The sequence below is a fragment of the Vibrio sp. V09_P4A23P171 genome (assembly GCF_963875615.1).
Classification (GTDB): Bacteria; Pseudomonadota; Gammaproteobacteria; order Enterobacterales; family Vibrionaceae; genus Vibrio; species Vibrio anguillarum.
The window spans coordinates 35548-60763 of the sequence record NZ_CAWNMR010000010.1 but is presented as its reverse complement, the minus strand read 5'-3'; the positions used below and the strand labels follow the sequence as shown (position 1 = coordinate 60763).

22 protein-coding genes and 1 pseudogene are annotated in these 25216 nt (G+C 44.7%); 12 read left to right on the top strand and 11 right to left on the bottom strand.

Going from position 1 to position 25216, the window contains the following annotated elements:
- The 5 genes and pseudogenes from AACT23_RS04250 to AACT23_RS04230 form a co-directional block, all read right to left on the bottom strand.
- Positions 1-244, bottom strand: a pseudogene (locus tag AACT23_RS04250) (DUF1513 domain-containing protein); the annotation flags it as partial.
- Positions 225-1262 carry an imelysin family protein gene (locus AACT23_RS04245; RefSeq protein WP_094127103.1) on the bottom strand — a complete coding sequence of 346 codons (1038 nt, stop codon included), beginning with the start codon at positions 1260-1262 and terminating at the stop codon, positions 225-227. The gene AACT23_RS04245 and the pseudogene AACT23_RS04250, both read right to left, overlap by 20 nt.
- Positions 1263-1271: 9 nt before the next feature.
- A complete protein-coding gene (locus tag AACT23_RS04240) occupies positions 1272-2654 on the bottom strand; it encodes a di-heme oxidoreductase family protein (RefSeq protein ID WP_094127101.1) in 1383 nt (460 codons plus the stop codon).
- A gap of 78 nt (positions 2655-2732) precedes the next feature.
- Positions 2733-3995, bottom strand: coding sequence for an imelysin family protein (locus AACT23_RS04235; protein ID WP_094127099.1), 1263 nt, complete (start codon positions 3993-3995; stop codon positions 2733-2735).
- A 166-nt stretch (positions 3996-4161) separates the two neighbouring features.
- Positions 4162-4809 carry a GTP cyclohydrolase II gene (locus tag AACT23_RS04230; RefSeq protein WP_013856740.1) on the bottom strand — a complete coding sequence of 216 codons (648 nt, stop codon included), beginning with the start codon at positions 4807-4809 and terminating at the stop codon, positions 4162-4164.
- 223 nt (positions 4810-5032) lie between these two features.
- On the opposite strand from AACT23_RS04230, the gene AACT23_RS04225 reads away from it, so the two are divergent.
- Together AACT23_RS04225 and AACT23_RS04220 are read left to right on the top strand one after the other, a co-directional pair.
- A complete protein-coding gene (locus AACT23_RS04225; protein WP_094127098.1) occupies positions 5033-5929 on the top strand; it encodes an ROK family protein in 897 nt (298 codons plus the stop codon).
- A 212-nt stretch (positions 5930-6141) separates the two neighbouring features.
- A complete protein-coding gene (locus tag AACT23_RS04220; protein ID WP_094127096.1) occupies positions 6142-8292 on the top strand; it encodes a TonB-dependent hemoglobin/transferrin/lactoferrin family receptor in 2151 nt (716 codons plus the stop codon).
- A gap of 124 nt (positions 8293-8416) precedes the next feature.
- Here AACT23_RS04220 and hutZ read toward each other — a convergent pair whose 3' ends face one another.
- Both hutZ and hutX read right to left on the bottom strand, forming a co-directional pair.
- Complete coding sequence (hutZ, locus tag AACT23_RS04215; protein ID WP_017044790.1) at positions 8417-8947, bottom strand: heme utilization protein HutZ; 531 nt, start codon at positions 8945-8947, stop codon at positions 8417-8419.
- 54 nt (positions 8948-9001) lie between these two features.
- The gene (hutX, locus tag AACT23_RS04210) at positions 9002-9511 is read right to left on the bottom strand and encodes a heme utilization cystosolic carrier protein HutX (RefSeq protein WP_047691815.1); all 510 of its coding nucleotides are present in this window, start codon (positions 9509-9511) and stop codon (positions 9002-9004) included.
- A 301-nt stretch (positions 9512-9812) separates the two neighbouring features.
- On the opposite strand from hutX, the gene AACT23_RS04205 reads away from it, so the two are divergent.
- From AACT23_RS04205 to trhO, 7 genes are all read left to right on the top strand, one after another.
- Positions 9813-10523, top strand: a complete 711-nt coding sequence (locus AACT23_RS04205) for an energy transducer TonB (RefSeq protein ID WP_026028299.1) — start codon at positions 9813-9815, stop codon at positions 10521-10523.
- A complete protein-coding gene (locus AACT23_RS04200; protein WP_094127094.1) occupies positions 10523-11230 on the top strand; it encodes a MotA/TolQ/ExbB proton channel family protein in 708 nt (235 codons plus the stop codon). Before AACT23_RS04205 ends, AACT23_RS04200 begins: the two co-directional genes overlap by 1 nt.
- Positions 11227-11637, top strand: a complete 411-nt coding sequence (locus AACT23_RS04195; RefSeq protein WP_017043643.1) for an ExbD/TolR family protein — start codon at positions 11227-11229, stop codon at positions 11635-11637. Before AACT23_RS04200 ends, AACT23_RS04195 begins: the two co-directional genes overlap by 4 nt.
- Before the next feature lie 51 nt (positions 11638-11688).
- Complete coding sequence (locus tag AACT23_RS04190; protein WP_094127092.1) at positions 11689-12537, top strand: heme/hemin ABC transporter substrate-binding protein; 849 nt, start codon at positions 11689-11691, stop codon at positions 12535-12537.
- 10 nt (positions 12538-12547) lie between these two features.
- Entirely contained in the window at positions 12548-13582 is a 1035-nt protein-coding gene (locus AACT23_RS04185; protein ID WP_094127090.1) for a FecCD family ABC transporter permease, read from the top strand.
- Positions 13579-14361 (top strand): heme ABC transporter ATP-binding protein, encoded by a 783-nt coding sequence (locus tag AACT23_RS04180; RefSeq protein WP_094123301.1) that lies wholly within the window; start codon positions 13579-13581, stop codon positions 14359-14361. Before AACT23_RS04185 ends, AACT23_RS04180 begins: the two co-directional genes overlap by 4 nt.
- Before the next feature lie 90 nt (positions 14362-14451).
- The gene (gene trhO, locus AACT23_RS04175) at positions 14452-15435 is read left to right on the top strand and encodes an oxygen-dependent tRNA uridine(34) hydroxylase TrhO (protein ID WP_026027546.1); all 984 of its coding nucleotides are present in this window, start codon (positions 14452-14454) and stop codon (positions 15433-15435) included.
- A 94-nt stretch (positions 15436-15529) separates the two neighbouring features.
- Here the strand turns inward: trhO and AACT23_RS04170 are convergent, their stop codons facing one another.
- From AACT23_RS04170 to AACT23_RS04155, 4 genes are all read right to left on the bottom strand, one after another.
- Positions 15530-16261, bottom strand: coding sequence for a transporter substrate-binding domain-containing protein (locus tag AACT23_RS04170; protein WP_013856728.1), 732 nt, complete (start codon positions 16259-16261; stop codon positions 15530-15532).
- Positions 16262-16286: 25 nt separating this feature from the next.
- Complete coding sequence (locus AACT23_RS04165; protein WP_013856727.1) at positions 16287-17825, bottom strand: methyl-accepting chemotaxis protein; 1539 nt, start codon at positions 17823-17825, stop codon at positions 16287-16289.
- Positions 17826-18069: 244 nt separating this feature from the next.
- Positions 18070-19749 carry a glycoside hydrolase family 32 protein gene (locus AACT23_RS04160; protein WP_094127088.1) on the bottom strand — a complete coding sequence of 560 codons (1680 nt, stop codon included), beginning with the start codon at positions 19747-19749 and terminating at the stop codon, positions 18070-18072.
- A 118-nt stretch (positions 19750-19867) separates the two neighbouring features.
- The gene (locus AACT23_RS04155; RefSeq protein ID WP_010319758.1) at positions 19868-20854 is read right to left on the bottom strand and encodes a LacI family DNA-binding transcriptional regulator; all 987 of its coding nucleotides are present in this window, start codon (positions 20852-20854) and stop codon (positions 19868-19870) included.
- Positions 20855-21127: 273 nt separating this feature from the next.
- Between AACT23_RS04155 and AACT23_RS04150 the strand changes: the two genes are divergently transcribed.
- The 3 genes from AACT23_RS04150 to AACT23_RS04140 all read left to right on the top strand — a co-directional run bounded on the left by AACT23_RS04150 (position 21128) and on the right by AACT23_RS04140 (position 25215).
- Entirely contained in the window at positions 21128-22567 is a 1440-nt protein-coding gene (locus AACT23_RS04150) for a sucrose-specific PTS transporter subunit IIBC (protein WP_094127086.1), read from the top strand.
- 84 nt (positions 22568-22651) lie between these two features.
- Positions 22652-23572 (top strand): aminoimidazole riboside kinase, encoded by a 921-nt coding sequence (locus AACT23_RS04145; protein ID WP_094127084.1) that lies wholly within the window; start codon positions 22652-22654, stop codon positions 23570-23572.
- Positions 23573-23826: 254 nt separating this feature from the next.
- Positions 23827-25215: an EAL domain-containing protein gene (locus tag AACT23_RS04140; protein ID WP_255211867.1), complete on the top strand. Its 1389-nt coding sequence runs from the start codon at positions 23827-23829 to the stop codon at positions 25213-25215.
- The last annotated feature ends 1 nt before the right edge of the window (position 25216 follow it).

The window sequence follows — 25216 nt, the reverse complement described above, 5'->3', positions numbered from 1 at the left end:
AGGTAGGATGGATAGCAACACCGTGTCCCCTTGCAGGCAAAGGTAATTGGTGAATCGCTTGACCTTGGGCGTCGGCTACAACGGCGCGAAACTGCGAGCCTTTATTAATAGCGCAACCAATCAAAGCGGGTTGTGGGCCACGGCGCGTAGTGGCACACCCCAGTGGCAGCAGAGGCGCTGAAGTGCTCAATAACGCCGCTTTCAGCAGCGTACGTCTTGTTAGATCAGTCACCATCGGTTGCATTAAATCCTATCACTACACCTAGCTCTACCGCGACTTCATCATGCAGTAAATAATTGAGTTGTTCGAACTTGTTATAGAGCGCAAGCACCTCACGGTAGCCTGTTTTAGTTTGCAATAAATCAAATAAGCTGGCTGTTTGCGGCCACGTTTCCAACATCAAGGATAAATGTGCTTTTACGCGTTCGGCCATGGCGACTTGATCTCTTTCCCGCAACATCTGATCTAAACCGTCTTTTGCTAAATAGAGTGCTTGCATCGCTTGCACATTCTTTTGCAAGTTATTCAAAGAGACTTTGGCGCGCCACGATTCTGAAAAATAAGGGCGTGGCTGGCCGATATTGGCTAAGGGGCGGCTCAGTTTTTTCATGCTGTAATCAAGCTGGTTGGAGAGCAACGCAATGTATTCGGCTTGCCAAGCGCTCAGATCCAGCATCAACCATGGATTCTGTTGCCATTGCTCAGCAATCAAATGAGATTTCGTCGCCAAATTCGCGCTGATCGCTTGTCCAATCATACAGCCAGTTTCTAATTGCTGGTTTTTCAGAAGCGGCGATTGAGGGTCATAGAGTAACCATTCCAATGCGCCAACCCCCTGCACTGTGACACTCTGGTTTGCAATCTGCTCCTCACTCCAGTGCTTGCCACTGCTCGCTAACAGGCTCATTTTTCGTCCGGTGGTGTCTTTTTTATCTGGCCAAAATTGTACGTTCCAACTTTGCTCGAGTGCTTTAGCTGGCCCTCTCTCTTGCCCTTGTAAAAACATCCACGCCCCAATAGTTTGCTGCCACTGTTCTTTCAGCAAGGGCAATGCAACATCGTCCGGCTGGCATTGCTGATCAAATAATTGAGCAAGCTGGTGCGATTGTTGAGCAAAACGCTGCGCCGCAGCAAATTCAACCTCATAAACACCTTGGCTAACATGATTGTTTTTTTGCGGCTCAAGCGCTGATTTCGGCGTGGGTTGGCAAGCCGAAAGTACGCTGGTAACTGCTATCGAAAATAACAGAGGAAATTTCATGCTATCACCCTATAAAGAATTAAGAAAAGCGATCAACGCGTTGCGTTCGCTGGCATTGAATTGACGTACTTTCTCTTTGGCACCTTGCGCTTCACCACCATGCCAAAGTACCGCTTCCATGAGATTACGCGCTCGGCCATCATGTAAAAAATAAGTATGGCCGCTCACCTCTTGCGTATAGCCGATCCCCCACAAAGGCGGGGTACGCCACTCTTGTCCATTAGCTAAGGCTTCTGGACGATTATCGGCTAACCCTTCGCCCATATCATGCAGTAGTAAATCACTGTAAGGATGAATTTCTTGCTCTGACAAGGCTGGGCGATCCGTTCTTTTTACCGTTTTAAGGTCAGTGCGGTGGCAACTCTCACAGCCAACTTGTTTGAACAATGATTGACCCAGCTTCACTTGTGGATCGTCGACATTACGACGCACTGGAACGGCTAAATGCTGAGAATAGAATTCGACAAAATCAAGAATGTTGTCACTGACCTCAGGGTCGCCGCCGTTAGGTAAGGTTTGACAGAGTGTTTGCTTCTCGGTGCAGTTTTCTTTGGGGAATAAACGGCTGGTCAATCCTAAATCGCCGTTAAACGCCGCGGCATTCTGTTGCATTAAACTAGGCTGTCCGGCTTTCCAACCAAAACGCCCGATGGCAAAATCTTTTTTTTCTACATCCCAAACACGGTTCACTTTGCCAGAGATACCATCACCATTACTATCTTCAGGGTCTGCCATTGCTAATAAGCTGGCATCAGCAATGCTTTCAAGTAGGCCAAGGCCAATCATTGGCGGAGCGACACGCGCCGAAAACTGGGTGTCAGGATGCATATCACCATAACCAAGTTCAGTAATTTTTAAATTAGGTTTGCGTAACATCACTTGGTGGCCATCCGTAAAAGCAACCGCAACCTCTTGATAAGCGATTTGGATTTGTCCTTCTGCTTTTTGATCGGGCAAAGCGAAATCTTGTAACTGTCCACCATAGACGGGTTCGGGGATCCCCCCTTCTTTGGCGTAGATCGCTTTTTGTTCATCCGTCACCGCTGGAATACTCAGGCGAACCAACATCGAAACGGCATGTGTGTCATTTTTTTCTGGCGGATGGCCGCGACCATCTTTGATGTGACAATTTTGGCAACCATTGGTGTTAAAAAGCGGCCCTAAACCATCTCTTGCATCAGTGGATGATGGCGCTGGCACCCAAGGGTTACGAAAGAAACTGTTTCCCACGCTAAAATCGAGCCGTTTGCTCATGGGCAAATTGGCCGCAGGAAGCGAGTAAGCATTCGGCCCAGCTTTGGTTGTACTGGTTTTGCCACCCGACTTCACCTCATCGGCATAAACGGGGTGGGCAAACAAGGTTAGGAGCGCGGCGGTAAAAAACGATCTCATTGGGCTTTTCTCAACATCTTTATTCAGTGTAAACGTGGAAAAGGGCTCATCTGAGCCCTTGGATCTTTCATCTTATTATTAGAATTTGTGGTCTGCAGTATCTGGATTAAGGTTATCAATCCCAATCACTGAAGCGGTACGTTCTATCGAAGCGGTTTGAGCCACTAAAGCCATAATGGCTCCATTGACTATCGCGTTGCCTTGAGGATTATTAGCCGCGATCAATTGATCGAAATGCTGATTATCTTTTTCAGCCGACGTGACTAATTTACCGACTTCAGCGCGCGCACTGTCAAACTGCTTTTGAATCTCTTTGGCTGCTTGTGCATCCTTTTGTGCCACTAAATCATTCAGGCTTGGGCCTGTTAGTACCTTTCCGTCTTGACGCTGGTAAGAACCGGTATAAAGGTTGTAAATACCTTGTTCATTATAGTAATGAGAGTTATGGGTATTATCCGAGAAACAATCGTGCTCATCTTCAGTCGAGTTTGCTTCTAGCGCCACTTTCATACGCTCGCCCGCTAATTCGCCCAGTGATAAAGACCCCATACCAAATAACATCTTACGCAAACCATTGTCTGCTGATTCCGCAAGCAATTCGTGACGGTAATTGGCTTTTTCATCCGCAGACCACTGTTTTTCCATCCATGCCAAATCTTGCACGAGCAGTTGAGCAGCCGCTTTTAAGTATTGGGCACGGCGATCACAATGGTTATTGGTGCATTCGCTACCAACGACAAAATCCGTGTAAGCACGAGCACCAGCTCCCGCATTGGTGCCATTTAAATCTTGGCCCCACAGTAGGAACTCAATGGCATGATAACCTGAAGCGACGTTAGCTTCAGAGCCACCAATTTCGTTTAAGCTGGCAATCAGCTCTGGTGTGATAGTCGAGACATCAATCGTTGTCGCACCAATTTTCAGCGTTTGGTTGGCAATGATGTTAGCGCTGGCGCCTTCATTGCCCAGTTCATATTGGTAATCAGTAGCGACGTAGTCAATCAGCCCTTCATCAAGAGGCCAAGCATTGAGTTGCCCTTCCCAATCGTCAACAACGGCATTGCCAAAACGGAAGACTTCGGACTGCTGGTAAGGCACTCGCGATGCTAACCACGCTTGTTTCACCTCTTCCAATTTAGCCGCCGAGGGAGTCATCAAGAACTGATCAATTGATTTTTTTAATGATTGAGCGGTCGTCAGCGAATCTGCAAACACGGCATGGGCAATATTGGCATAATGTTCGACCACCTGCTCCTTAGTGACGGTAGCGGCAAATGACGCACTACTTGTGATGGCAAGTGAGGCAGCAATTGACTGAATAAGAAGCGTGTTAACTTTCATGGGAGCATCCTTGTTGAGGCGATTTGAGCTTTATCTTGTGGTAGTGCTAATTATTATCATTTGCACTTTTAGTCGCCGATAATACAAATTATCCATTTTTTTGCAAGGTAAAAACGTCAAAAACCTCACCGAACTGAGGTTTTTGGCTATCATCTATAAGTCTGAATTATAGTTTTAAGTTGTGTTTGCCATGGGAGACTTTGGCCTTGAGGTAATTTTCATTACCCGACTTAATATGTGCTGCGGTATTCACGACCTCTACAATTTCAATACCATGCTCCTTCAGCTCACGACTTTTTTTAGGGTTATTGGTGACTAAACGAATCTTGGTCACATTTAACGCTTTCAACATCTGCGCCGCTTCAGTGAAATCACGCAGGTCGTCACCAAAGCCAAGATGATTATTGGCTTCATAAGTATTCATCCCCGCACTTTGTAAGCGATAGGCATCAATTTTGTTGTACAGACCAATGCCTCGACCTTCTTGACGCAAATAGAGGATAATGCCGCCAACTTCGCCCATTTTATTAATGGTTTCTTCTAATTGTTCACCACAATCACAGCGTGATGAGTGAAAAACATCGCCCGTTAAACACTCTGAATGCATACGGACTAAAGGAGTTTCCTGAGTAACATCTGCGGATTTAAAAATGACCGCAACATGTTCTTTGTCTGTTTTCAGTCCTCTAAAAGAGAGTATTTCGGCGTCAATATTGCTTTTTAGACCGACTTTGAAATCCACTCTGGCTCGTACTTCCGCCATATCTACACTCACTTGAATAATTGCTTGTTGCAATGCTGAATTGATTTGCATTCGAATTGACCCATTGATGACCTAACTATGGGGATAGATACTCCCCTTTTCAATAAAAAGATCACTTGCTGAGAAATGTTATAATATAACAATTCTCAGCAATCAAAAGAAAAAATCTCACCACTTCACGTTATCTTGTTCAGTTCAAAGACAAAACACGTTGATTATTAGACTATATTCCATAGTCAGGACTCACACTCAACATCCAAAATAAGGAAAAATCATGCTGATAGGTTTCGACATTGGCGGCACCAAAATTGAAATTTGCGTACTGGATAAATCAGGAAACACCCTCTTTAAACACCGAACCCCTACCCCACATGAGTACGAGCTTTTTCTAAGCACCTTATGTCAACTGGTTGCAATGGCCGAAAGCGAAACGCAAACTCACTGCCAAATCGGGATTGGACTTCCCGGAGCCATCAGCCCAGCGACAGGGCTTATCAAAAATGCCAATTGCACTTTTTTAAATGGTCGAGATTTAAAAGCCGATCTGTGCGCTCGCCTGCAGCGCAACGTTGTAATTGCCAATGATGCCAATTGCTTTGCGCTGTCTGAAGCGGTCGATGGTGCCGCCAAAGATGGCAACGTAGTCTTTGGCGCGATTTTGGGCACAGGTTGCGGTGGCGGTATTGTGATCAATAAACAGGTATTGGTCGGTGCGAACGCCGTATGCGGTGAGTGGGGGCACAATCCGCTGCCAAGTTTTACCAGTGAACGTGATGGGCCTAATCGCCACTGTTATTGCGGACGCGATAACTGCATTGAACTCTTTATCTCCGGTTCTGGCTTAACAAAGAGTGCTCAGTTGATTGGTCAACAAGAGTGGAATGCAGCCGAAATTATCACTCGCTACCAGCAGCAAGACCCACAAGCAACAAAGCTTTACCAACAATTGATTGATCAAATGGCGCGCAGCTTTGCTTGCATCGTTAATGTGTTGGATCCTGATGTGATAGTGCTTGGCGGAGGATTATCAAACGTAGCATCGCTGTATGTTGATCTACCGCGGGCAACAGCGAACTACGTTTTTTCTGATAGTGCACAGATTGTGTTTACCCAAGCAAAATATGGTGACAGCAGCGGCATCCGTGGTGCAGCTTGGCTAGGTTTGAACTAGAAGAAAGTGATTAAAGTCACAACTTTAGTCATCGAAAAATTAAGTAAAGCAAGTGTTTTACATATCAAATGACTGATATTTAAAACATATACTCCTAATTCTATTTATATTTCACCCCAGCACACAAACACAAATGATAGTAATTACCATTTAGATCTAATATCATTGCGCACAGCTTGAATCTGTTATTGATGAATAAGGTAATAACTCAGATGTACACTAAAACACTACTATCAGCCTCCATATTGCTAGCGCTTTCCCCTGCTGCTCTCGCAGAAGAAGTTTCTCGATTCGATGAGGTCGTTGTTTCGGCAACGCGAACTTCTCAAACCATCGAAAATACCGCCGCTTCTGTTGCTGTCATTTCGAGCAAAGACATTGAAGCCAATATGGCAAAAGATGTCGCAGATATCCTTGAATATACCCCTGGAGTTTCAACCAATAGCTCATCTCGCCAAGGTGTACAGACCATCAATATTCGCGGCGTAGAAGGTAATCGAATCAAAATCATGGTTGATGGAGTCACACAAGGACAAGCATTCGACGGAGGTCCTTACTCTTTTGTCAATTCGAGCGCTATCAGTATCGATCCCGATATGGTAAAGAGTGTTGAAGTCATCAAAGGTGCGGCGTCAAGCCTTCACGGCAGTGATGCCATTGGTGGTGTCGTCGCTTTTGACACCAAAGATCCTCGTGATTTCCTAAAAGGAGACGCAACCACAGGCGGACAAGCAAAGCTTTCCTACTCTTCAGAAGATAAATCTTTCAGTGAACATATTGCCATTGCAAATAGAAGTGGCAATTTAGAGACCTTGGTCGCCTATACTCGCCGTGATGGACAAGAGCAACAAAATTTTGCAGATCGTAAAGAAAATTATTCGATAGAGAGTCAAGATAGTGCAAAAAATGACTTGCTACTTAAGCTCCAATATCAACTGAGCGATGCTCACCGTTTGGAGTTCTTTGGTGAAGCACTGCATAACAAAACAGATTCTGATATCGCTCATTCCAGTTACAAAAACTATCATGGTCAAGATACAACGAAACAGTATCGCCTTGGCATCAAACACATTTGGCTAGCTGACTCTGCCATCGCAGACACCATCACTAGCCGAGCATCTTGGCAAAGCAAAGAAGATAACGGCTTAACGCACCGTTTTCAGCCAGCATCGTCAGGAAGGCCTCCTTACACTCCAGCCAATGCGGACAACCAACAAACCAAAGATTACTTCTATAATGAAGATAAAATTGAATTAGAAACGCAACTGGATAAGTTAGTTACCTTAGGTCAAACCGAACATAACTTTATTTATGGTTTAAGTTTTGCCAGTAGCGATATTTCAAATACCAATACAGAACTCAACTCGGATCCTGCAACGCCAAATCAAGTTTTGGTTTATACACCGGATGCTACAGACCAAAAAATCGGCCTCTTTGTTCAAGATGAGATCACCCTTTTGAGTGGTAATTTGATTGTCACACCTGGCCTTCGTTATGATTCATTTAGCACCGATCCCGGTGGTAGCACCACAGAACCTCTCGTTAAATTTGACGATTCAGCACTCACCAGCCGTCTTGGCGCACTGTACCGTATCAATAATCAACATTCAGTATTTGCTCAAGTCAGCCAAGGCTTCCGTGCCCCTAACTTTACTGAGCTTTACTACACGTATGACAACATTGCTCACCGTTATGTGAACGATCCAAACCCATACCTTAAGTCAGAAACAAGCTTGGCCTATGAATTGGGTTATCGTCACAATACAAACGTCTCGGCAACTGAAATTTCTGCATTTTATAGCGATTATGATGATTTCATTGAACGAGTTACAACTAAGAAAGTGAACGGAATAACCCACTACTCCTATGTCAACTTAAGTGAAGCGACGATCAAAGGGGTTGAATTATCAAATCAATTAAAATTGGATCAATTAATTGGAGCCCCGAATGGTATGTCAACACGCCTAGCGGCAAGTTATAGCAAAGGTGAAGATGGTAACGGACGTCCATTGAACAGCGTAAACCCATGGAATGTTGTCGCAGCACTAAATTATGATGATGAAAGTACCACTTGGGGTACTAGCCTGAAGTTGAATTATACTGCTGCGAAGTCAGCCGGTAATATCAACCGTGACCAACTTAATAGCGGTACAGAAAACCAAGTTGAACTGCCGAGTGCGACCATTGTCGATATCACCGCTTACTTTAAACCAATGCAAGATGTCACGATTACTGCGGGTATATTTAACTTAACCGACAAAGAGTACTACCGTTGGAATGATATCCGCGGTAAAACAAACTTAGATAACGACTACTCTCAAGCTGAGCGTAACTATGCTATTACCGCTAAATATGAGTTTTAGCGATTAAACCATTATTCACAAAGCCAGCGTTATGCTGGCTTTGTTGTTCCATGAACTCCTCAATAAAAAAGGCTAGATAACTAGCCTTTTCTTCCAATGTCCAATGTATCTTGAGCGATTAAGATTACGCGTTGGAAATTTTCTTATGCCCTTCATCAAGGTGCACAAAATCAACCATATCATCACCAGACACTTGATACGCCTGGCCAAAGCCTTTCACATAAAGACCTTTTTCTACTTTCAATTGGAATAAAGCAAAGTCTTGCAGCTGGCTTAAGCCGTCAATGATCTCGCCAAAACGAGCTTGCATTTGGCCAATGACTTGCTGCCATAACGCCGTTTCACGTGGTACAACACTCGCAACGGCGTCAAACGTCAACCGTTGACGGGCAAAAATCTGTTTTGATGAGCCTTCGTCTGCAATCATCATCAAGGAGACGTGTGGGTTCACCTCCAAGTTACGCGCATGACGAGCGATGTGCGAAATCAGCACAAAGTAACCTTCTTGGTTTTGTACAAATGGCGCGTAGCTCACATTCGGACGGCCTTCAGCGTCCACTGTAGCCAATTGCAATGTACGACGTTCTTGACGAAACTCTTGGATTTCAGGTTCCAATCGTCCTTGTAATCGCTCTTGTTTGATCTGCTGATCCATGACTTTCTCCTCGACCCTTTCGCACTGCGTTCAGGGCTTATCGTTATATCAATATTATTGGTTGGAATGAACGTCTTGTTGTAATGCTCTAAAACGTGCGACTTGCTCTGCAATCAGTTCGCGCTTTTCATCTCGGCCTAGATAAATTTTAAAAATGTTATCGCCTTGCTCACTAAAGAAACCAAAGTAATGACTTTCACGTCCCATAAAAGGCTTGCTGACTAAAGCAACGTGTTGGATGGATTCCAACTTTAAGTGGCCGTGTAACTCGCCCTCTTTACCCATCAAGTTATAATAGCCACGAGCCAACTTCCCTTTTGGAAAAGGCGCTTTCACTTCAAATATAGAGCCAAAAGAGTGGACAATCGTTGTGACCATTCCCCAATCCGCTAATGATTCCAACAGCGATTGAGCTTGAGCTCCATCAACAATCGCAACCATCTCTTTAGGCAATGCCTGCACCACTTCAAATTCAGTCACATTCAACTCTTGCGCCATCGCTGCCGGCAATAAGGTCGGTTGTTGCTCTAATAAAGAGGCCACTTTCTGTTCAAGTAAATCCATATTCATTTCCAGTTCGTTCTTCGCTTTAAATCGCCTTACGCTGGCTCAGTACATCACATTAATCGCCACTAAAAACCCGATCTAGTAAGTAAAATTATGGCAAGGGTGAATTAATTCAGGTTGTTTATGATTGATTGTGGTTGATCGAAAACCCTGTGCTAACAAGGCATTTCTAACCCAGCTTTTAAATTCGTAAAATCATAATTTGATGCAAATGATAATGCAATTGATAATTGATCTTATTTTGATGTTGAGTAATAATCCCTTCATCAGAACGCTTTGTTGTTATATGGAGTACCACGTGAATTTCACTAGATATCTTGTCGCTGGCAGTCTATCTCTCGCGATTCACGCGGCGATCTTGTTCGTTGATGACGAATCAAAAGTGTTTGCCATGCCTGCGGGAAATCAATCCACCTCAGTGTCGATTAACTTTGTGGCTCAACCTCAAGCTCAGGTAGTACAAGAGCAAGCAACAAAAACCCCACCTCCAGAAAAGAGAGCCAACAAGCCCAAACCAGCAAAAAAAGAGCCGCAAAAAGTGGTGCAGAAAAAGAGCCTGTCAAAACCGGTAAAAGACAAACCGGCTCCTAAAATACCGACAAAATCAGCACAAGTGCAAACTCCTGTAAAGGAAGCTGTGACATCCTCTGTAGAGAATGAAAATAGCGCTGAATCGACACCGAAAACCGCCGCCGCCCCAAGCAGCAGCGGCGCAACTAATCAACCGAAATTAGTCGATGCGCCGTCTTTTGTTACTCGCCCAGCCCCTCCTGTTTATCCAAGGCTTGCACAAAAACGAGGAATTGAAGGGGTCGCTATGTATGAGGTGTGGTTAGACGAAAACGGCCGCCAAATCAAACAGGTTCTACTCTCTTCGTCGGGCGCGGCGCTGCTAGATGAATCGGCTCTTAATGCCATCAAACAATGGAAATTCTCTCCTCAAGTGGTGAACGGTGAAAAAATAGCCCACCGAGTGCAAATCCCAGTACGTTTTAAATTGGAAGGATAATGGAACTACTTACTCAACTAGAACAACAACTTGGCCTGATGGCCTGGCCTCTTTTTGTCTGCTCAGCACTTGCGACCATGATCATTACTGAACGGCTTTTCCAAGTACTGCTTAGCCTTGGTGTTGGAAAAGGTGCGATCGGTAGTGCGCTCAACCAAATATCACCGACCAATACAGCGCAAATTGAGGCGTTAGCCAGTGAATTTTCCAGCAAGCGCCCATTGCTTTATAAAGGGGTTGCCATGCTACTTGCTCATCACGATTTCTCTAAAGGATTACGTGAAGATGCGGCGGGCATTTGGTTGCAAGAAAAGCGTCATCAACTGCATTCCGGACTGCGTATTTTATCTTTGATTGGTGTGATCAGCCCACTGCTAGGCTTACTTGGCACTGTGTTAGGTTTAATTGAAATGTTCAAGGGGGTAGCGCTCTCTTCTGGCAATATTACGCCAAACGACCTTGCGGATGGCCTAGGGATTGCGATGCGAACCACGGCTGCAGGTTTGCTGATCGCGCTTCCCGCAATTACCGGCGCTCAATTGCTTGGCGTATGGGCTGACAGAGTGATGGCAAAACTTGAGCACACACTAAATTATGTCAACTTATGGCTCGAAGGTGTTTCTTTACAGCATGATTGCACCACCAAACAAGAGCGTGTAGCTAAGTATGAAAACGTCTCTGACAATGATGTGGTTAATGCATCATGATTAAGACACCGCACTCTCACTCATCCCCATTAATGCCAGATTTAACGCCATTGTTGGATATCATTTTTATTGTCATGGTGTTTTTACTGCTTACAGCTGCGGTTAAATTTGAGTCATTAGACGTTTCACTGCCAACAACCGACTCACCCACCGTGAGTGAAGTGAACAAGCAGTCAATCACAGTGAATCTTTTGGCGCACGAACCTTACTGGGCTATCGATGGCAAGCAGTATATCGATTGGAATAACTTCACATTGGCGTTGTTAGAACAAAGCAAAGCGAGTGATCGCCCCATCGTGATTGGCGCAGACAAAACCGCCGAAGTGCAGCAGTTGGTTAAATTGCTGGCGTTCTTGCAAGACAATGGCATCGCTGCCACTCAGTTATTAACCGACCATCCCCAATAGCCTATTCATACGCGCTTTTAAAAACCGTATGATTTTCATGAGTACAACACGATGACACACAAATCTTTTTCTCATTGGCTTGTTGCCATAACGCTCTTCATCTTCTCACCTTGGCTCTGCGCGCAAGAACGGATTATCAGTGCGGGCAGCGCGGTGACCGAAATCCTCGTTGCGTTAGGCGCACAAAACAAACTTGTTGCGGTCGATGTCACCAGTGAAATTCCAAACGATCTTGCTCTCCCAAAAATCGGTTATCATCGCCAATTATCCGCAGAAGGATTATTAACCTTAGCACCAACACAATTGATTGGTTCTAGTGAAATGGGGCCAGAAAGCACATTGCAACAGCTTAAAGGCGCTGGCGTTAACGTCGAGGTGGTGAATGATGAATCCACACCACAGGGGTTGTTGGCACGCATTGACCAAATCGCGACGCTCGCTGATGCAAAGCCTCAAGCTAAAGCGCTCAAACAGCAAGTTCAAAGCACAATAGCGGCGTTAACCCACCATCTATCTACCCACAAGACACCGAAAAAAGTGCTATTTCTCCTTATCCACGAAGGAAGGGCAGCCAACGTGGCGGGCAGTGACACCACGCCAAACAGTATTATTGAGTTAGCTGGCGCGGTTAACCCAGCTGCTGAACAAGTGACGTCTTATAAACCACTGTCGATGGAAGCGATAATTGAGATGCAACCGGACGTGATTTTAGTCAGTGGCCGCAGTTATGAAAAACTCGGAGGAGCAGACGCCATTTTGCAATCCATACCGACGTTAGTAGCAACTCCGGCTGGGATAAATAAGCAGATCATCACCATCGATGGCCACGCTCTCGTCGGTGGGTTAGGCCTTAAAAGCTTGGCTGAAGCGCAACGTCTAAACGCATTGCTCTATCCTTAAGGAACTTATTTTGTTACGTCATCTCTCAAAAAATGTGGTGAATGCAACGCTGTTAGTTTTGGTAATCTTAGTGAGCCTTTATTCTGTCACCGTTGGTCCAATGAATATCAGCTTCAGTGACAGCATAAAAAGTCTCGTGCTGCACTCCAATGACATTGCCGCGCACATCAATTTAGTCATCCACGAGATACGCTTTCCGCGGACCCTGCTCTGCTTGTTGGTTGGAGCAATTTTGGCACTGTGCGGAACGGTGATGCAAGGCTTGTTTCGTAATCCATTAGCTGAGCCTGGCATTATCGGTGTTTCGGCAGGTTCAGCCCTCGGAGCCGCACTTGCGATTGTGCTATTCGCCAATTTAGCGCTGTTTTCCAACCCGTGGATGAGCGCTGCGGTGGTACCTATTTTTGCCTTTTTAGGCGGTGCATTGACTACCTTGTTGGTTTACCAATTAGGCACCAGTAAATTTGGTACTTCCGTCACCATCATGCTACTCGCAGGCGTCGCCATCAGCGCGCTATCGGGGGCGGGTATTGGCTATTTGAATTATGTTGCAGACGATCAAATGCTGCGCGATCTCTCATTGTGGTCAATGGGATCACTGGCGGGTGCAAACTGGCAAAATATTCTCTTGTGCGCTCTGACCTTACTGCTGCTGCTCGTCTGTTTCTCTCGTCAAGCGATGGCGCTCAACGCATTATTACTTGGCGAGTCTGAAGCGCGTCATCTAGGCATTTCTGTGCAACGGCTTAAACGTTCAATGATTTTACTCAGCGCACTCGGCGTTGGAGTGACCGTCAGCGCGGTGGGTATGATTGGTTTTATCGGTTTGGTCATCCCTCATCTAGGCCGGATGCTGGTTGGCCCCGATCACCGTAGTTTGATCCCCATTTCAGCTTTACTTGGTGCACTCTTACTCACTGTCGCCGATATGTTTGCCCGTATAGCAGTGGCACCTGCGGAGCTGCCTGTCGGGATTGTGACTGCGCTGGTGGGTGCACCTTTCTTCCTTTATCTTCTGTTTCAACAAAAAGGCAAAGTATTTTGAGTACAACGGCAGCGATCCAAGCCAGTAATATATCGGTTACATTTGGCCATCGAACCATTTTGGATAAGATTGATATTGAGATTTTTTCAGGTCAAGTCACAGCGTTACTTGGCCCCAATGGTGCTGGAAAAAGTACCTTGCTGAAAATACTCAGCGGTGAAATCTCATCAACAGGCAAAATGGCTTACTTCGGTGTTCCGCAAGCACTGTGGCAACCGAATGAGTTAGCAAAGCACTTGGCTATTCTTCCGCAGCAAAGTACGTTGAGCTTTCCTTTTATCGCTCAAGAAGTGGTGGAATTAGGCGCACTGCCATTAAATTTAAGCCACCAACAAGTCAGTGAAGTGGCGCTACACTACATGCAACAAACCGATATCAGCGATAGAGCGAACAATCTCTACCCGGCTTTATCGGGTGGTGAAAAACAACGTTTACATCTGGCGCGGGTATTAACTCAACTTCACCACTCCGGTGACAAAAAAATCCTGATGCTGGATGAACCAACGTCAGCGTTAGATCTGGCTCACCAGCACAATACACTGCGCATTGCACGTTCATTAGCACGCCAAGAGCAGTGCGCTGTTGTAGTCGTGCTGCACGATCTCAACCTTGCGGCTCAATATGCAGATCGCATGGTGATGCTGCACAATGGCAAACTGGTTTGTGATGCGCCACCTTGGGAAGCGCTCAATGCAGAAAGGATTGAGCAGGTATATGGCTACTCGTCGCTTGTCGCCGCACATCCAACCATGGATTTCCCAATGGTCTACCCCATCTAATATTGTCCTTAATAATTGTCCGTATTTGTGGGCGCGTCCCTTCGCTATAATGCGCCCCCATTCTTTATATCGTTTTTTAAAAGGTACCCCATGAGTCAGTACGTCGTCTGTGCACTCTATAAGTTTGTTGAACTCAATCACTACCAAGAGCTGCAAGCACCGCTTCTTGAACTAATGGAGGAAAACCAAATTCGTGGCACGCTATTATTAGCCAGTGAAGGAATTAACGGCACCGTGGCATCAACACGCAAAGGGATAGATGTGCTACTGGCTTGGCTTGATGCTGAACCGAACTTGAAAGGTACGGTTTACAAAGAATCACAAGCCTCAGAGCAGCCATTTAACCGTACCAAAGTGAAGCTAAAAAAAGAGATTGTCACTATGGGCGTTGAAGGTATTGACCCTCGTCACGTTGTGGGCACTTACGTGAAACCAGAAAACTGGAATGCGCTAATTTCAGACCCTGATGTGCTGGTTGTCGATACCCGTAATGATTATGAAATCCAAATCGGCACCTTCAAAAATGCGCTTAACCCACACACTGAAACCTTTCGTGAGTTTCCTGATTATGTGAAGAAGAACCTCGCACCAGAGAAACACAAAAAAGTCGCGATGTTTTGTACTGGTGGGATTCGCTGTGAAAAATCCACGGCTTATTTAAAAGAGCAAGGGTTCGATGAGGTGTACCATCTCGAGGGTGGCATTTTGAAATACTTAGAAGAAGTGCCGCAAGAAGAGAGCTTATGGCAAGGTGACTGCTATGTGTTTGATGGCAGAGTGGCTGTAGGGCACGCTTTAAAAGAGAGTCACTACGATGTATGTAACGCTTGCCGTTTGCCGATTACCGATGAAGACAAACAGAGCGAAGTCTACGAGCAAGGCGTCAGTTGTCCATCCTGCTTCGGTACTCACTCTGCGGAACAACTGGCCCGTTTCCGTGAGCGAGAAAAACAAGTTCAGCTCGCAAAACAGCGTGGAGAAGCACACATTGGCGGCGATACCGCATCACTGATCGAGCAAAAGCGTGCGCAAAAATTAGCACGTAAAGCTGAGCAGCGCGGCTCAAAGCGCTAATATTTACCCCAATGCTTACTTCAAAGGATTCAAATCCTATTGGAATAGAAAAAGGCCGCAGCGTTAAAACTGCGGCCTTTTTTTTTAAAAAAAATCACTGAATACCGTATTTCGCTAAAATGGCATCAAATGTTCCGTCAGCTTTAATCGTGGCTAACCCTTTGTTATACGCATCAATATATTTCTGCGCATTAGGGTTCGCTTTGCCTGAGGTAACATGTAAAGGATTTTTAGACAAAGATGCAGTGGTAAACTGAAAATCACTGCTATTTAAGCCCGCCTCTTTCATGGTCGATAACGCAACCAACTTATCTTCAAGGGTAAGATCAATTCGTTTGGCTTGCAGTTTCTTCAAGTTAGTCGTGAGATCATTAGCGTCTGGTTTGTTGAAATTAGTGGCGGATAAAAAGTCATCCCCATAACCATAGCCCCTAACGATGCCAACTTGTTTACCACTCAAACTATTTAAACCTGAAAATTCGAAAGCATCGCCTGCTCTTTTAATAAAGCTCAGTTCATTTTCTAAATATGAGTCACTGTAAAGTAAATAAGCCGTTCTCTCCTGCGTATACCAAGTTGCGGGCAACAGATCAATTCTGCCTTTACTCACCTCATCTAATGCTCGTGACCAAGGCATGATTTGAAAATTGACGTCATAGCCCTGTGTTTTCATAGCCGCAACAGCGATTTCTACCGATAGCCCCGGCATGCTTTTATCCGGTGAAATAAACGGTGGCCATGGATCTTGCGCAGCCGTAATAGTAGCAGCAAAGCTACTCGGTAAGGCCATCATCATACTGAAAATAAAGATCAACAGACGCTTCATACTTTCTTCTCCTTGAAGGTGGAACTTATGTTTTGAACTTACGCATATGAGTTTTAATGTTTGAGCTCAGTTGAAGAACTTCTTTCGTTCTCTGAGCATTATCTTGACCACTACTCGACAGCTCATTAGTGGCCTCTGATGCTTCAACAATCGCCTGACTGACTTCATCAATGGCTTGTTTCTGCTCTTCTGTGGCATGCGAAATCTCTCCATTTCTTTCAGAAATTTCAGAGATAGTATTTTTCACCTGCTCAACAGAATGTTGTGACTCTGATACTCGCTTAGCGGTGCTTTCTAACAAATTAGAGATGCGAATAATTTCTTGCTCAACCGATTCTGTTGCACTGCTAAGTGAGCGAATATTGGTTTGGATTTGTTCGGTGGATTGGCTGGTTTTGGTCGAAAGGTTGCGCACTTCGTCAGCCACTACTGCAAAACCACGACCATGCTCACCTGCGCGTGCCGCTTCAATAGCAGCGTTCAGTGCCAGCAAGTTGGTTTGCTCGGAAATGTCATTAATCACCCCGACTACCGTTGATATTTTTCGCCCTTCATCAAGCAGCTTATGCATTTCCGCGTTTACCGAACCCATTTCGGAACGCATGTTTACAATCTCGGCGGCAGAGCGTTCTATTGAGTGGTAAACATTATCGACCAGTTGAGAAGCCTCACTTGCTTGCCTTGCGGCGTCATTAGCGGTTTCAGCCACTGTTGCCACCGACTGACTCATCTGTGTGGAAGCGGCAGCGACGGTCGATAAACTGTGTTTTTGTTGATCAATTTGCTGCGCATTTCTCATGGCAACCTGACCACTCATCTCTGCAGTGTCTTTTAACTGCACAGAAGCATTCGTTACTTGTACAACTATCTCCCTTAGCGACTCCGTAAAATGATTAATACTGCGGATGATCTGCGAAAACTCTCTATATTTGGGTTCTGGAATGATGCGACTTAAATCCCCTTCACCGGTTGCAAGATCGGCCACTCGCTCTGTCAAATCGTTGAGCGGGCGAAGGACGGTTTTCGTTAACGCCAAAATTAGGAATACAATCATTACGCTATCTAAAATCAGCAACTCAATCAGGCTATATTGCAGACTTTGTAACAAGGTTTTTTCTAGCCTATCTGTGTTATAGAAAAGCTCTACCTGACCAACTTCATTTTCCTTTTCATACTCAACAAAGGTGAGCTTTTGCACCGAAGAGAGCATGGATTCGTATTGTTTCCCCTCATTGGGCTCCATCTCTTTCACATCTTGAGAGTCGGGTGATGTACTCAGGAAAAGAAGCGGTGTACCACCCGCATCTTTCACTCTAACCGCTTGTATGTCTGGGTTATTTAACTCTGCTGAAATAGTGAGTTTGGCGGCATGTAAATCAAAATCCCAAATTGCTTTAGGTAGGCTGTAGCTCAAGCGCTCTTTTGCATTCAAGATTGATGTATCTAGGCTATGTTGTAGCTCCGCTTTCTTTGACTGGTAATCAATGTAACTAGAAATGCCCAACACAATGGACACTGCCAGAACAACTTGGGTAACAAAGATCACTTTGACACTTTTCCACATACTTCATTTCGCCTTAATCAATGGTATGAGTTAAGCACTGCGTTGACTTCATCGCACCGCATGATAGCTATCTGACTCTTGTGTTTAATGAATAGGACGCAGACCAGAAGAGAGGTCAATATCATCTCTGCTATTGTCTGAACTCATACCGATCATGTTGATCTCACTTATCTTTTACTTAAGGATAGACCAAGAAAGAAAAAGGCTATTATTTTTTAAGCCGAAAGTTTACTTTCGGCTTAATTTAGAATTGAGTAGCGAATGAAGAAGCGCTAACGGGCTGGATAGGCGAGTATTTGGCCGTAACCAACGCATTTAATAGTGATACTCCTGTCGCCTCTTGTTCGGTAAACACTCTTGCACTCATCACTACTTTTCCGCCGTTGATGAACACTTCTAATGAAGAATTATCCGCGAGAATCTGCAGCTCAACCTGTTCACACTCTAAGGCCAATTCACGAATCACATCACCTTGACGTATCAAAGTATGGGAACGATCAAAACGTAATACTTTTTGCTGGGCATCCAAACTCAGTTCAACGTATTGCTCACCTTTTTCAAACAAACGTAAGCTTGCCCCCCACGGCAAAGTGATACACATTTCAAAACTTTTGGTGTTGAGAATGGTGCATTTATCGCTTAACTCCAAACTTACCGGCTGGTTACATAACTGCTCTAGCTCCTTTATAGGCCTTTGAATAAGTTGACCATTCTCAACACTCAACTCTCGCAGTGCCGTAAGTTGATGCAGCCAGCCGTTGTCACAACTAGGATGATTAATTTCGTCAGGCAACCCCATCCATGCACACAAGACACGCCGCCCGTCTGCCGTCTGCATTGTTTGAGGAGCATAAAAATCAAAGCCGTGATCCAGTGGTTGCAGATGACAAAAGTGAGGATGATCATTTTCATCCCATAAGACTTTTGCAATACGATTTTGATGGACAACTGTGTGGTTCACGTTATCTGAAATAATCCCTTGAGGGCCAAAAACAAAATAACTTTGGCTCGCGATTTCAAACATATCGGGGCATTCCCACATGTAACCGAGCGGTGCGATTTCTTCACCAAATAGACCATCGAAATGCCACTCTTTAAGATCATGTGAATGATAAATAGCGAGCCGACCTTGCAATTGCGTTGTTTGCGCGCCCAATAACATGAGCCATTTGCCTCGGTGGCGCACTATTTTAGGGTCGCGAATGTGTTCCGTGACACCCGTTGGCAAATTACGGATCACTGGGCCACGTTTTTCAAAACGGAGACCATCTTGCGACACGGCTAAACATTGCGTTGTTTGACGCAATCGCTGGTCACCTAACCGAACATTGCCAGTATAGAAGAGCATCAACTCATCGTTGTGACTTAAAGCATGACCAGAAAAAACTCCGTGGCTGTCATACCAATCTGATGGAGTCAGTGCAATACCTTGCCATTGCCAGTGAATAAGATCAGTACTCGTCAGTTGTACCCAATATTTATCCTTGTGCTCACACCCATAAGGATACCACTGATAAAAAAGATGATATTTTCCTTGGTGATAAATGAAACCGTTTGGGTCATTGAGCAGCCCTTGCGGCGGAGAAATATGCCAAGTAGGACGAAATGGACAATCGTTTGGCGAGGAATAGGCGTACGCATTAAGCCGCAGCTGAGAATCAATCATTCGACCTAAACTGTTGATCAGTTCATCGGCATATTCATTGATGTTATCTTGTTGAATCAAAAATGAAAGCTGCCATTCACCGAGCACTTCTCGCAAGCGCATATGACTCGGCAAAACATTGACTAAAGCTGGATCTCGCAGCGCAATAACGATTTCGCCTCTTGGTGCGAGTACTCGCTGAATATTGGCTGGGCCGCCAACTAATCTCACCATCTCTTCAAATGACATTTTTTCTACTGGCACTGTTTCTAATGACATGACTTACACTCAATTTTTGGGAACGATTGCAAAATATAAAAAAATAAGCCTGCTTGCAAGCATTGGTGAAATATTGCCCTCAATTATGCGGGCTTCCCCTCAGCAAATACCTTCAGCCTTAGCCGGTTTCACGTTCGATATTTTGGAATGTTAACACGACTTTACTCATCTCCTGCCCACGACCAGCAATACGTTCAAGCAACATCTTGGCTGCATTTTCACCTGCTTTATCAAAGGCATAGTTGAATGTTGATAAGCTTGGGTTACTGACAAATGCGAGCTCATCATTGCCAACTCCTAATACTTTTATTTGCGATCCAACCTGAACTCCAGACTCTTGCAGTGCTTTCACCGCTCCAACCGCAATTCTATCGGTTGCGCAAAAAAGACCATCTAATTGTGGGTATTGCGTGATTAATGTTTTAGCTTGTAAGTAACCAGATTCAATCGAAAAATCACCACGCACATGAAACAACAGGGTTAAATTGTTGATACCCAGTGCTTGCTCTAACCCTTGAGAACGCAAGCAATCCACCGCTACATCATCGCTCTGAACACCAATAAACCCAATGTGTTGACAACCTTTTGCTATCAACCGTTTACCCGCTTCGAATCCAACGCGAAGATCATCATGAACAATACTCGGGATATCGTGCAGTGAGCCATCTTGCCCAACCAATACCACCGGGACATTAGATTGTTGGATGGCTTTCACTAATGGCATATCAAGGTGTGTAGCGTAAAGTACAATGCCTTCGACCCTCTTTTGATTAAATATTTGAATATATTCCAATTCTTTAGCGTGATCTTGATGAGTATTGGCAAGCAACACGTGTTTGCCCGCTTGTTCAAATATGGCACTTAAACCATCAACGCCTTGTGCTGTCGCATGCGAAGAGACTCGCGGAACGATGACTCCAATTAAATTGGTTTTTTGTGATTTGAGATCTTTAGCGACTTGGTTGACCATATAGCCGCATTCGGAAATTGCCTTTAACACTTTGATTTTTGTAGACTCTTTAACACCATACTCATCATTTACAACGCGTGAAACCGTCGATTTAGAAACTCCGGCCAGCTTAGCGACATCGTGCAAACTCGACATACATAACCTTACTCATTCTGTTTTGGGATTGTTTGCAAAACTCAGCGCTGCAAACGCTCGAATAGTGTGATTCTAACGCTGTTTGTAGAATTATCGATCTCTCTTTTACTGATCTAATTCACAGAATCAATGGTTGGCTTTTGACTACTTTGAATTATTCATCAAAAATCCATTCTGCAAACGTTCCCAAAAATACTTATTTTAATTTTATCCACCATGCTTATCTTAAAGAGATCAAGTCATCTGGATACCAAACAACAACCGGGGTGGGTTATGAACTATCCAGTCATAGCAAAACAATTATTAGAGCAATTAGGTGGCAGAGAAAATATCCAAGCCCTTGCTCACTGTGCAACACGTTTAAGATTAGCGCTAAAAGATGACGCATTGGTTGATGAACAAGCCATTGATTCACTTGAAGGTGTCAAAGGACAATTCAAAGTCGCTGGCCAATATCAAATTATTTTTGGCTCCGGTATCGTGAACCAAGTTTATGCGGAAATGGCCAAGTTGACCGGCCTTGCTGAAATGTCAACCAATGATGTTGCAAGCGCGGGTGCACAAAAGCAGAACCTAGTGCAGCGCGCCGTTAAAGGGTTGTCGGACATTTTTGTCCCTATTATCCCGGCCATCGTTGCTGGCGGTTTATTGATGGGGTTGTTCAATGTACTGACAGCCACTGGGCTTTTTATCGAAGGGCAGTCACTGATTGATGCCAACCCGGGCTTGGCTGATCTTGCCAGCATGATCAACACCTTCGCTAACGCCCCTTTTGTTTATCTTCCTGTTTTGTTGGCATTTTCTGCTTCAAAAAAATTCGGCGGCAACCCATTTCTTGGCGCTGCATTAGGTATGTTGATGGTTCACCCAGACCTGCTTAATGGTTGGGGATTTGGCGGCGCGTCTGTCGCGGGCACCATCCCTACTTGGAATATTTTTGGTTTTGAGATCCAGAAAGTCGGCTATCAAGGCTCTGTCTTACCCGTTTTAGTCTCCGCCTTTATTCTTGCAAAAATCGAAAATGGCCTGCGCAAAATTATCCCTTCTGTACTGGATAATTTACTGACGCCTATGCTCTCGATTTTCATTGCAGGCTTTTTAACCTTCACTCTGGTAGGTCCGATTACCCGCGATATCGGCTTTCTATTGGGTGATGGGCTGAACTGGCTATACGATTCTGCTGGCTTCATTGGTGGTGCACTGTTTGGCTTTATCTACGCACCGTTTGTGATTACTGGCATGCACCACAGTTTTATTGCTATCGAAACACAACTATTGGCTGACATCGCCATTACTGGCGGTACGTTTATTTTTCCTATTGCGGCCATGTCAAACGTCGCACAAGGTGCAGCAGCTTTAGCGGTTGGTATGAACACCAAAGATATCAAATTAAAAGGCATTGCGATTCCATCAGGTGTGACCGCCCTTCTGGGCATTACCGAACCCGCAATGTTCGGTGTAAACCTGAAACTTCGCTACCCATTTATTGCTGCGATCATCGGTTCAGCTTGTGCCAGTGCATTCATTACCTTGTTTAATGTCAAAGCACAAGCGTTAGGCGCGGCTGGGCTTCCAGGAGTGATTTCCATTAACCCAGAGAAAATCAGCTACTACATGATTGGCATGCTGCTTTCTTTTGTCATTGCCTTTACCTTAACACTTGTTTTGGGTGCCAAAGAGCGCGCAAAGCTTGATAAACAAGCAACAGCGTAACCCCCAAGGCTGTTATGCTCCTAAGCCCGCTCGATGTGAGTGGGCTTATTTCTTCAGCGAATAACACGGATATTGGAAGAAAAAATGAATCGAGTTTGGGTGACAGGCGACGCGGTCGTCGACTTAATTCCTGATGGTGAAGCACACTATCTCAAATGTCCGGGCGGTGCTCCGGCGAATGTGGCTGTTGCCATCGCAAGATTGGGGGGTAATAGCGCCTTTTTTGGCCGTGTGGGTAATGACCCTATGGGGCGCTTTATGCAATCCACATTAACCGAAGAGAAAGTAGACACCCGATATTTGCAGTTGGATGAACAGCAAAGAACATCAACCGTCGTGGTCGATTTAGACTCGCACGGCGAACGCAGTTTTACCTTTATGGTGAAACCTAGCGCGGATCAATTCATCCAATGTTCAGATATTCCCACCTTTTTAGCGGGCGAATGGCTGCATTGTTGCTCCATTGCACTGGCCAGTGAACCGAGTCGCAGCACTACCATTGAAGCGATTAAACGCATCAAAGCCAACGGGGGATTTGTCAGTTTTGATCCCAATCTACGAGAAGAGGTTTGGCCTAACTCCGAAGAGATGATCCCAGTGGTGATGAGCGTAGTGGCAATGGCGGATGTGGTTAAGTTTTCCGATGACGAACTGCTCTTGCTCACGCAGCGCCCTAGCCTTGAGCAGGGATTAATCTCAGTGAAAGAATTGAACATTCCGCTGATTGTCATTACTCAAGGTGCAAAAGGAGCGCTGGTGATCACAGCAGAGATGCAAACAATGATTACGGGAAAAACCGTAAAACCTATCGATACAACAGGTGCCGGAGATGCTTTTGTCGGTGGATTACTTTGCCAGTTGTCATTACATAAAGAGTGGTTTACTAAGGGTACTATCATAAACGCAGTGCAATGGGCTAATGGCTGCGGAGCATTAGCCACCACCCAAAAAGGGGCAATGACAGCGCTACCAGATAAACACATGCTTGATCAATGGATTGGCTAAAATGATGGCTTGTACTTACAAGGACGTAAGTCGTGTTGAAGTTCAAGCAAACTGCGAAATAAACGGATGATTTTCAGAGGATATTTGCTACGCTTACTGCATGATTAAACAAATAGCACTCGGACCAGATGCAGACATTTGTAAAATATGAACGATGTAGACGGTGGATAGTTAGCTTACTATTTTGCTTACTGCCCATCGTTGTAGCTAGCCCAATTATCGCTTGGCAGACACGAGCTGATTTGAATCATCACATGCAAAACGTTTTGGTAAAAGGTACGGATTACATTAATCTACTGCTAAGAAATGCTCATGTTGCCAATGAACGTGCAGCGCCCTATCTCAATATGGATTGCCTAGATGCTATTCATTATTTACGCGAGCTAGTGGCGACAACTCCCGATATCCGGACCATCAATTTAGCCAAACAAAATACGATTTATTGTAATTCGTTAAACGGTCAAGTAAACGATCACTACCAAATCGACAGCTATGTCAGTGGTGAGCTCTATTTAATGGCTGGTAATCGACTCACACCTCTCCGGCCTGTGTTAGCTTTTCACAGAACTTACGAACAGGGTATGGTGATCACTGGAGTTAGTTCCTATTACCTAACTAACATGCTTATTTTACTAGATGGCTATGGCAAATTTTATTTTCACGTTGGCAAAAATCATCTCGACGAGACCGGCGTTGTAACTTCCGAACCGTTATTTCCCACAATCATTAATACTTCAGAACGCTACCCTTATTCACTATCGACCCTATTAACTATTGATGACTACTGGCTTTATTTTAAAAACACCAAACAAACCAGTGCGATGTTAGCTCTCTTAATGGGAATCGGTTTAGGCGGATTTGTTTTTTGGAAACTCGGCCAAGCTTCGTCAATGCAAGGAGAAGTAAAACGCGCTATTCAATCCAACGAGTTCATTCCGTATGTACAACCGATCGTTGATGGTAGTGGCCAGCTCTGCCATATCGAAGTGCTTGCCCGCTGGCAACATCCTGTTCATGGATTAGTGAGGCCCGATCTTTTTATTCCCCTGGCGGAGGAATCTGGGCTAATCATTCCTATTACGACTCAGTTAATGTCCCAAGTAGAGCATGAACTTTCATTACATCAGTCACAATTTCCAGAGCATTTCAGTATTGGATTTAATATTTCAGCCAAGCACTGCGTAGCTTCCAATTTGTTTGATGATTGCAAACATTTCATTGAAACCTTCAACAATCGTAAACATATTTTAACGCTAGAGCTCACTGAGAGAGAGTTGGTTATTGATAGTGATGAAGCAAAAAAGCTCTTCCAGTCATTGGATAAAATAGGTGTGTTGCTAGCAATTGATGATTTTGGTACGGGTCATTCTAGTTTGAACTATTTGCAAGAGTTCAAGTTTGACATTTTAAAAATCGACAGAAGCTTTATTACCATGATCGGTAGTGATGCGATCTCTAGCCATATTGTTGAAAACTTAGTCGATTTGGCTAAGCGACTTGGGTTAAAAACCATCGCCGAAGGTGTGGAAACCCAAGATCAAATTGATTTTTTGAACGAAAGAGAAATTGACTATTTACAAGGCTATTTCTTTTATAAACCTATGCCGCTCAGTGAGTTTATCACTCTGCTTAAAACCACCTAGA

Coding starts and splice junctions, on each gene's coding strand:
- AACT23_RS04245 (WP_094127103.1), bottom strand. CDS start 1,262: ATGAAATTTCCTCTGTTATTTTCGATAGCAGTTACCAGCGTACTTTCG.
- AACT23_RS04240 (WP_094127101.1), bottom strand. CDS start 2,654: ATGAGATCGTTTTTTACCGCCGCGCTCCTAACCTTGTTTGCCCACCCC.
- AACT23_RS04235 (WP_094127099.1), bottom strand. CDS start 3,995: ATGAAAGTTAACACGCTTCTTATTCAGTCAATTGCTGCCTCACTTGCC.
- AACT23_RS04230 (WP_013856740.1), bottom strand. CDS start 4,809: ATGCAAATCAATTCAGCATTGCAACAAGCAATTATTCAAGTGAGTGTA.
- AACT23_RS04225 (WP_094127098.1), top strand. CDS start 5,033: ATGCTGATAGGTTTCGACATTGGCGGCACCAAAATTGAAATTTGCGTA.
- AACT23_RS04220 (WP_094127096.1), top strand. CDS start 6,142: ATGTACACTAAAACACTACTATCAGCCTCCATATTGCTAGCGCTTTCC.
- hutZ (WP_017044790.1), bottom strand. CDS start 8,947: ATGGATCAGCAGATCAAACAAGAGCGATTACAAGGACGATTGGAACCT.
- hutX (WP_047691815.1), bottom strand. CDS start 9,511: ATGGATTTACTTGAACAGAAAGTGGCCTCTTTATTAGAGCAACAACCG.
- AACT23_RS04200 (WP_094127094.1), top strand. CDS start 10,523: ATGGAACTACTTACTCAACTAGAACAACAACTTGGCCTGATGGCCTGG.
- AACT23_RS04195 (WP_017043643.1), top strand. CDS start 11,227: ATGATTAAGACACCGCACTCTCACTCATCCCCATTAATGCCAGATTTA.
- AACT23_RS04190 (WP_094127092.1), top strand. CDS start 11,689: ATGACACACAAATCTTTTTCTCATTGGCTTGTTGCCATAACGCTCTTC.
- trhO (WP_026027546.1), top strand. CDS start 14,452: ATGAGTCAGTACGTCGTCTGTGCACTCTATAAGTTTGTTGAACTCAAT.
- AACT23_RS04170 (WP_013856728.1), bottom strand. CDS start 16,261: ATGAAGCGTCTGTTGATCTTTATTTTCAGTATGATGATGGCCTTACCG.
- AACT23_RS04165 (WP_013856727.1), bottom strand. CDS start 17,825: ATGTGGAAAAGTGTCAAAGTGATCTTTGTTACCCAAGTTGTTCTGGCA.
- AACT23_RS04160 (WP_094127088.1), bottom strand. CDS start 19,749: ATGTCATTAGAAACAGTGCCAGTAGAAAAAATGTCATTTGAAGAGATG.
- AACT23_RS04155 (WP_010319758.1), bottom strand. CDS start 20,854: ATGTCGAGTTTGCACGATGTCGCTAAGCTGGCCGGAGTTTCTAAATCG.
- AACT23_RS04150 (WP_094127086.1), top strand. CDS start 21,128: ATGAACTATCCAGTCATAGCAAAACAATTATTAGAGCAATTAGGTGGC.
- AACT23_RS04145 (WP_094127084.1), top strand. CDS start 22,652: ATGAATCGAGTTTGGGTGACAGGCGACGCGGTCGTCGACTTAATTCCT.
- AACT23_RS04140 (WP_255211867.1), top strand. CDS start 23,827: ATGCAAAACGTTTTGGTAAAAGGTACGGATTACATTAATCTACTGCTA.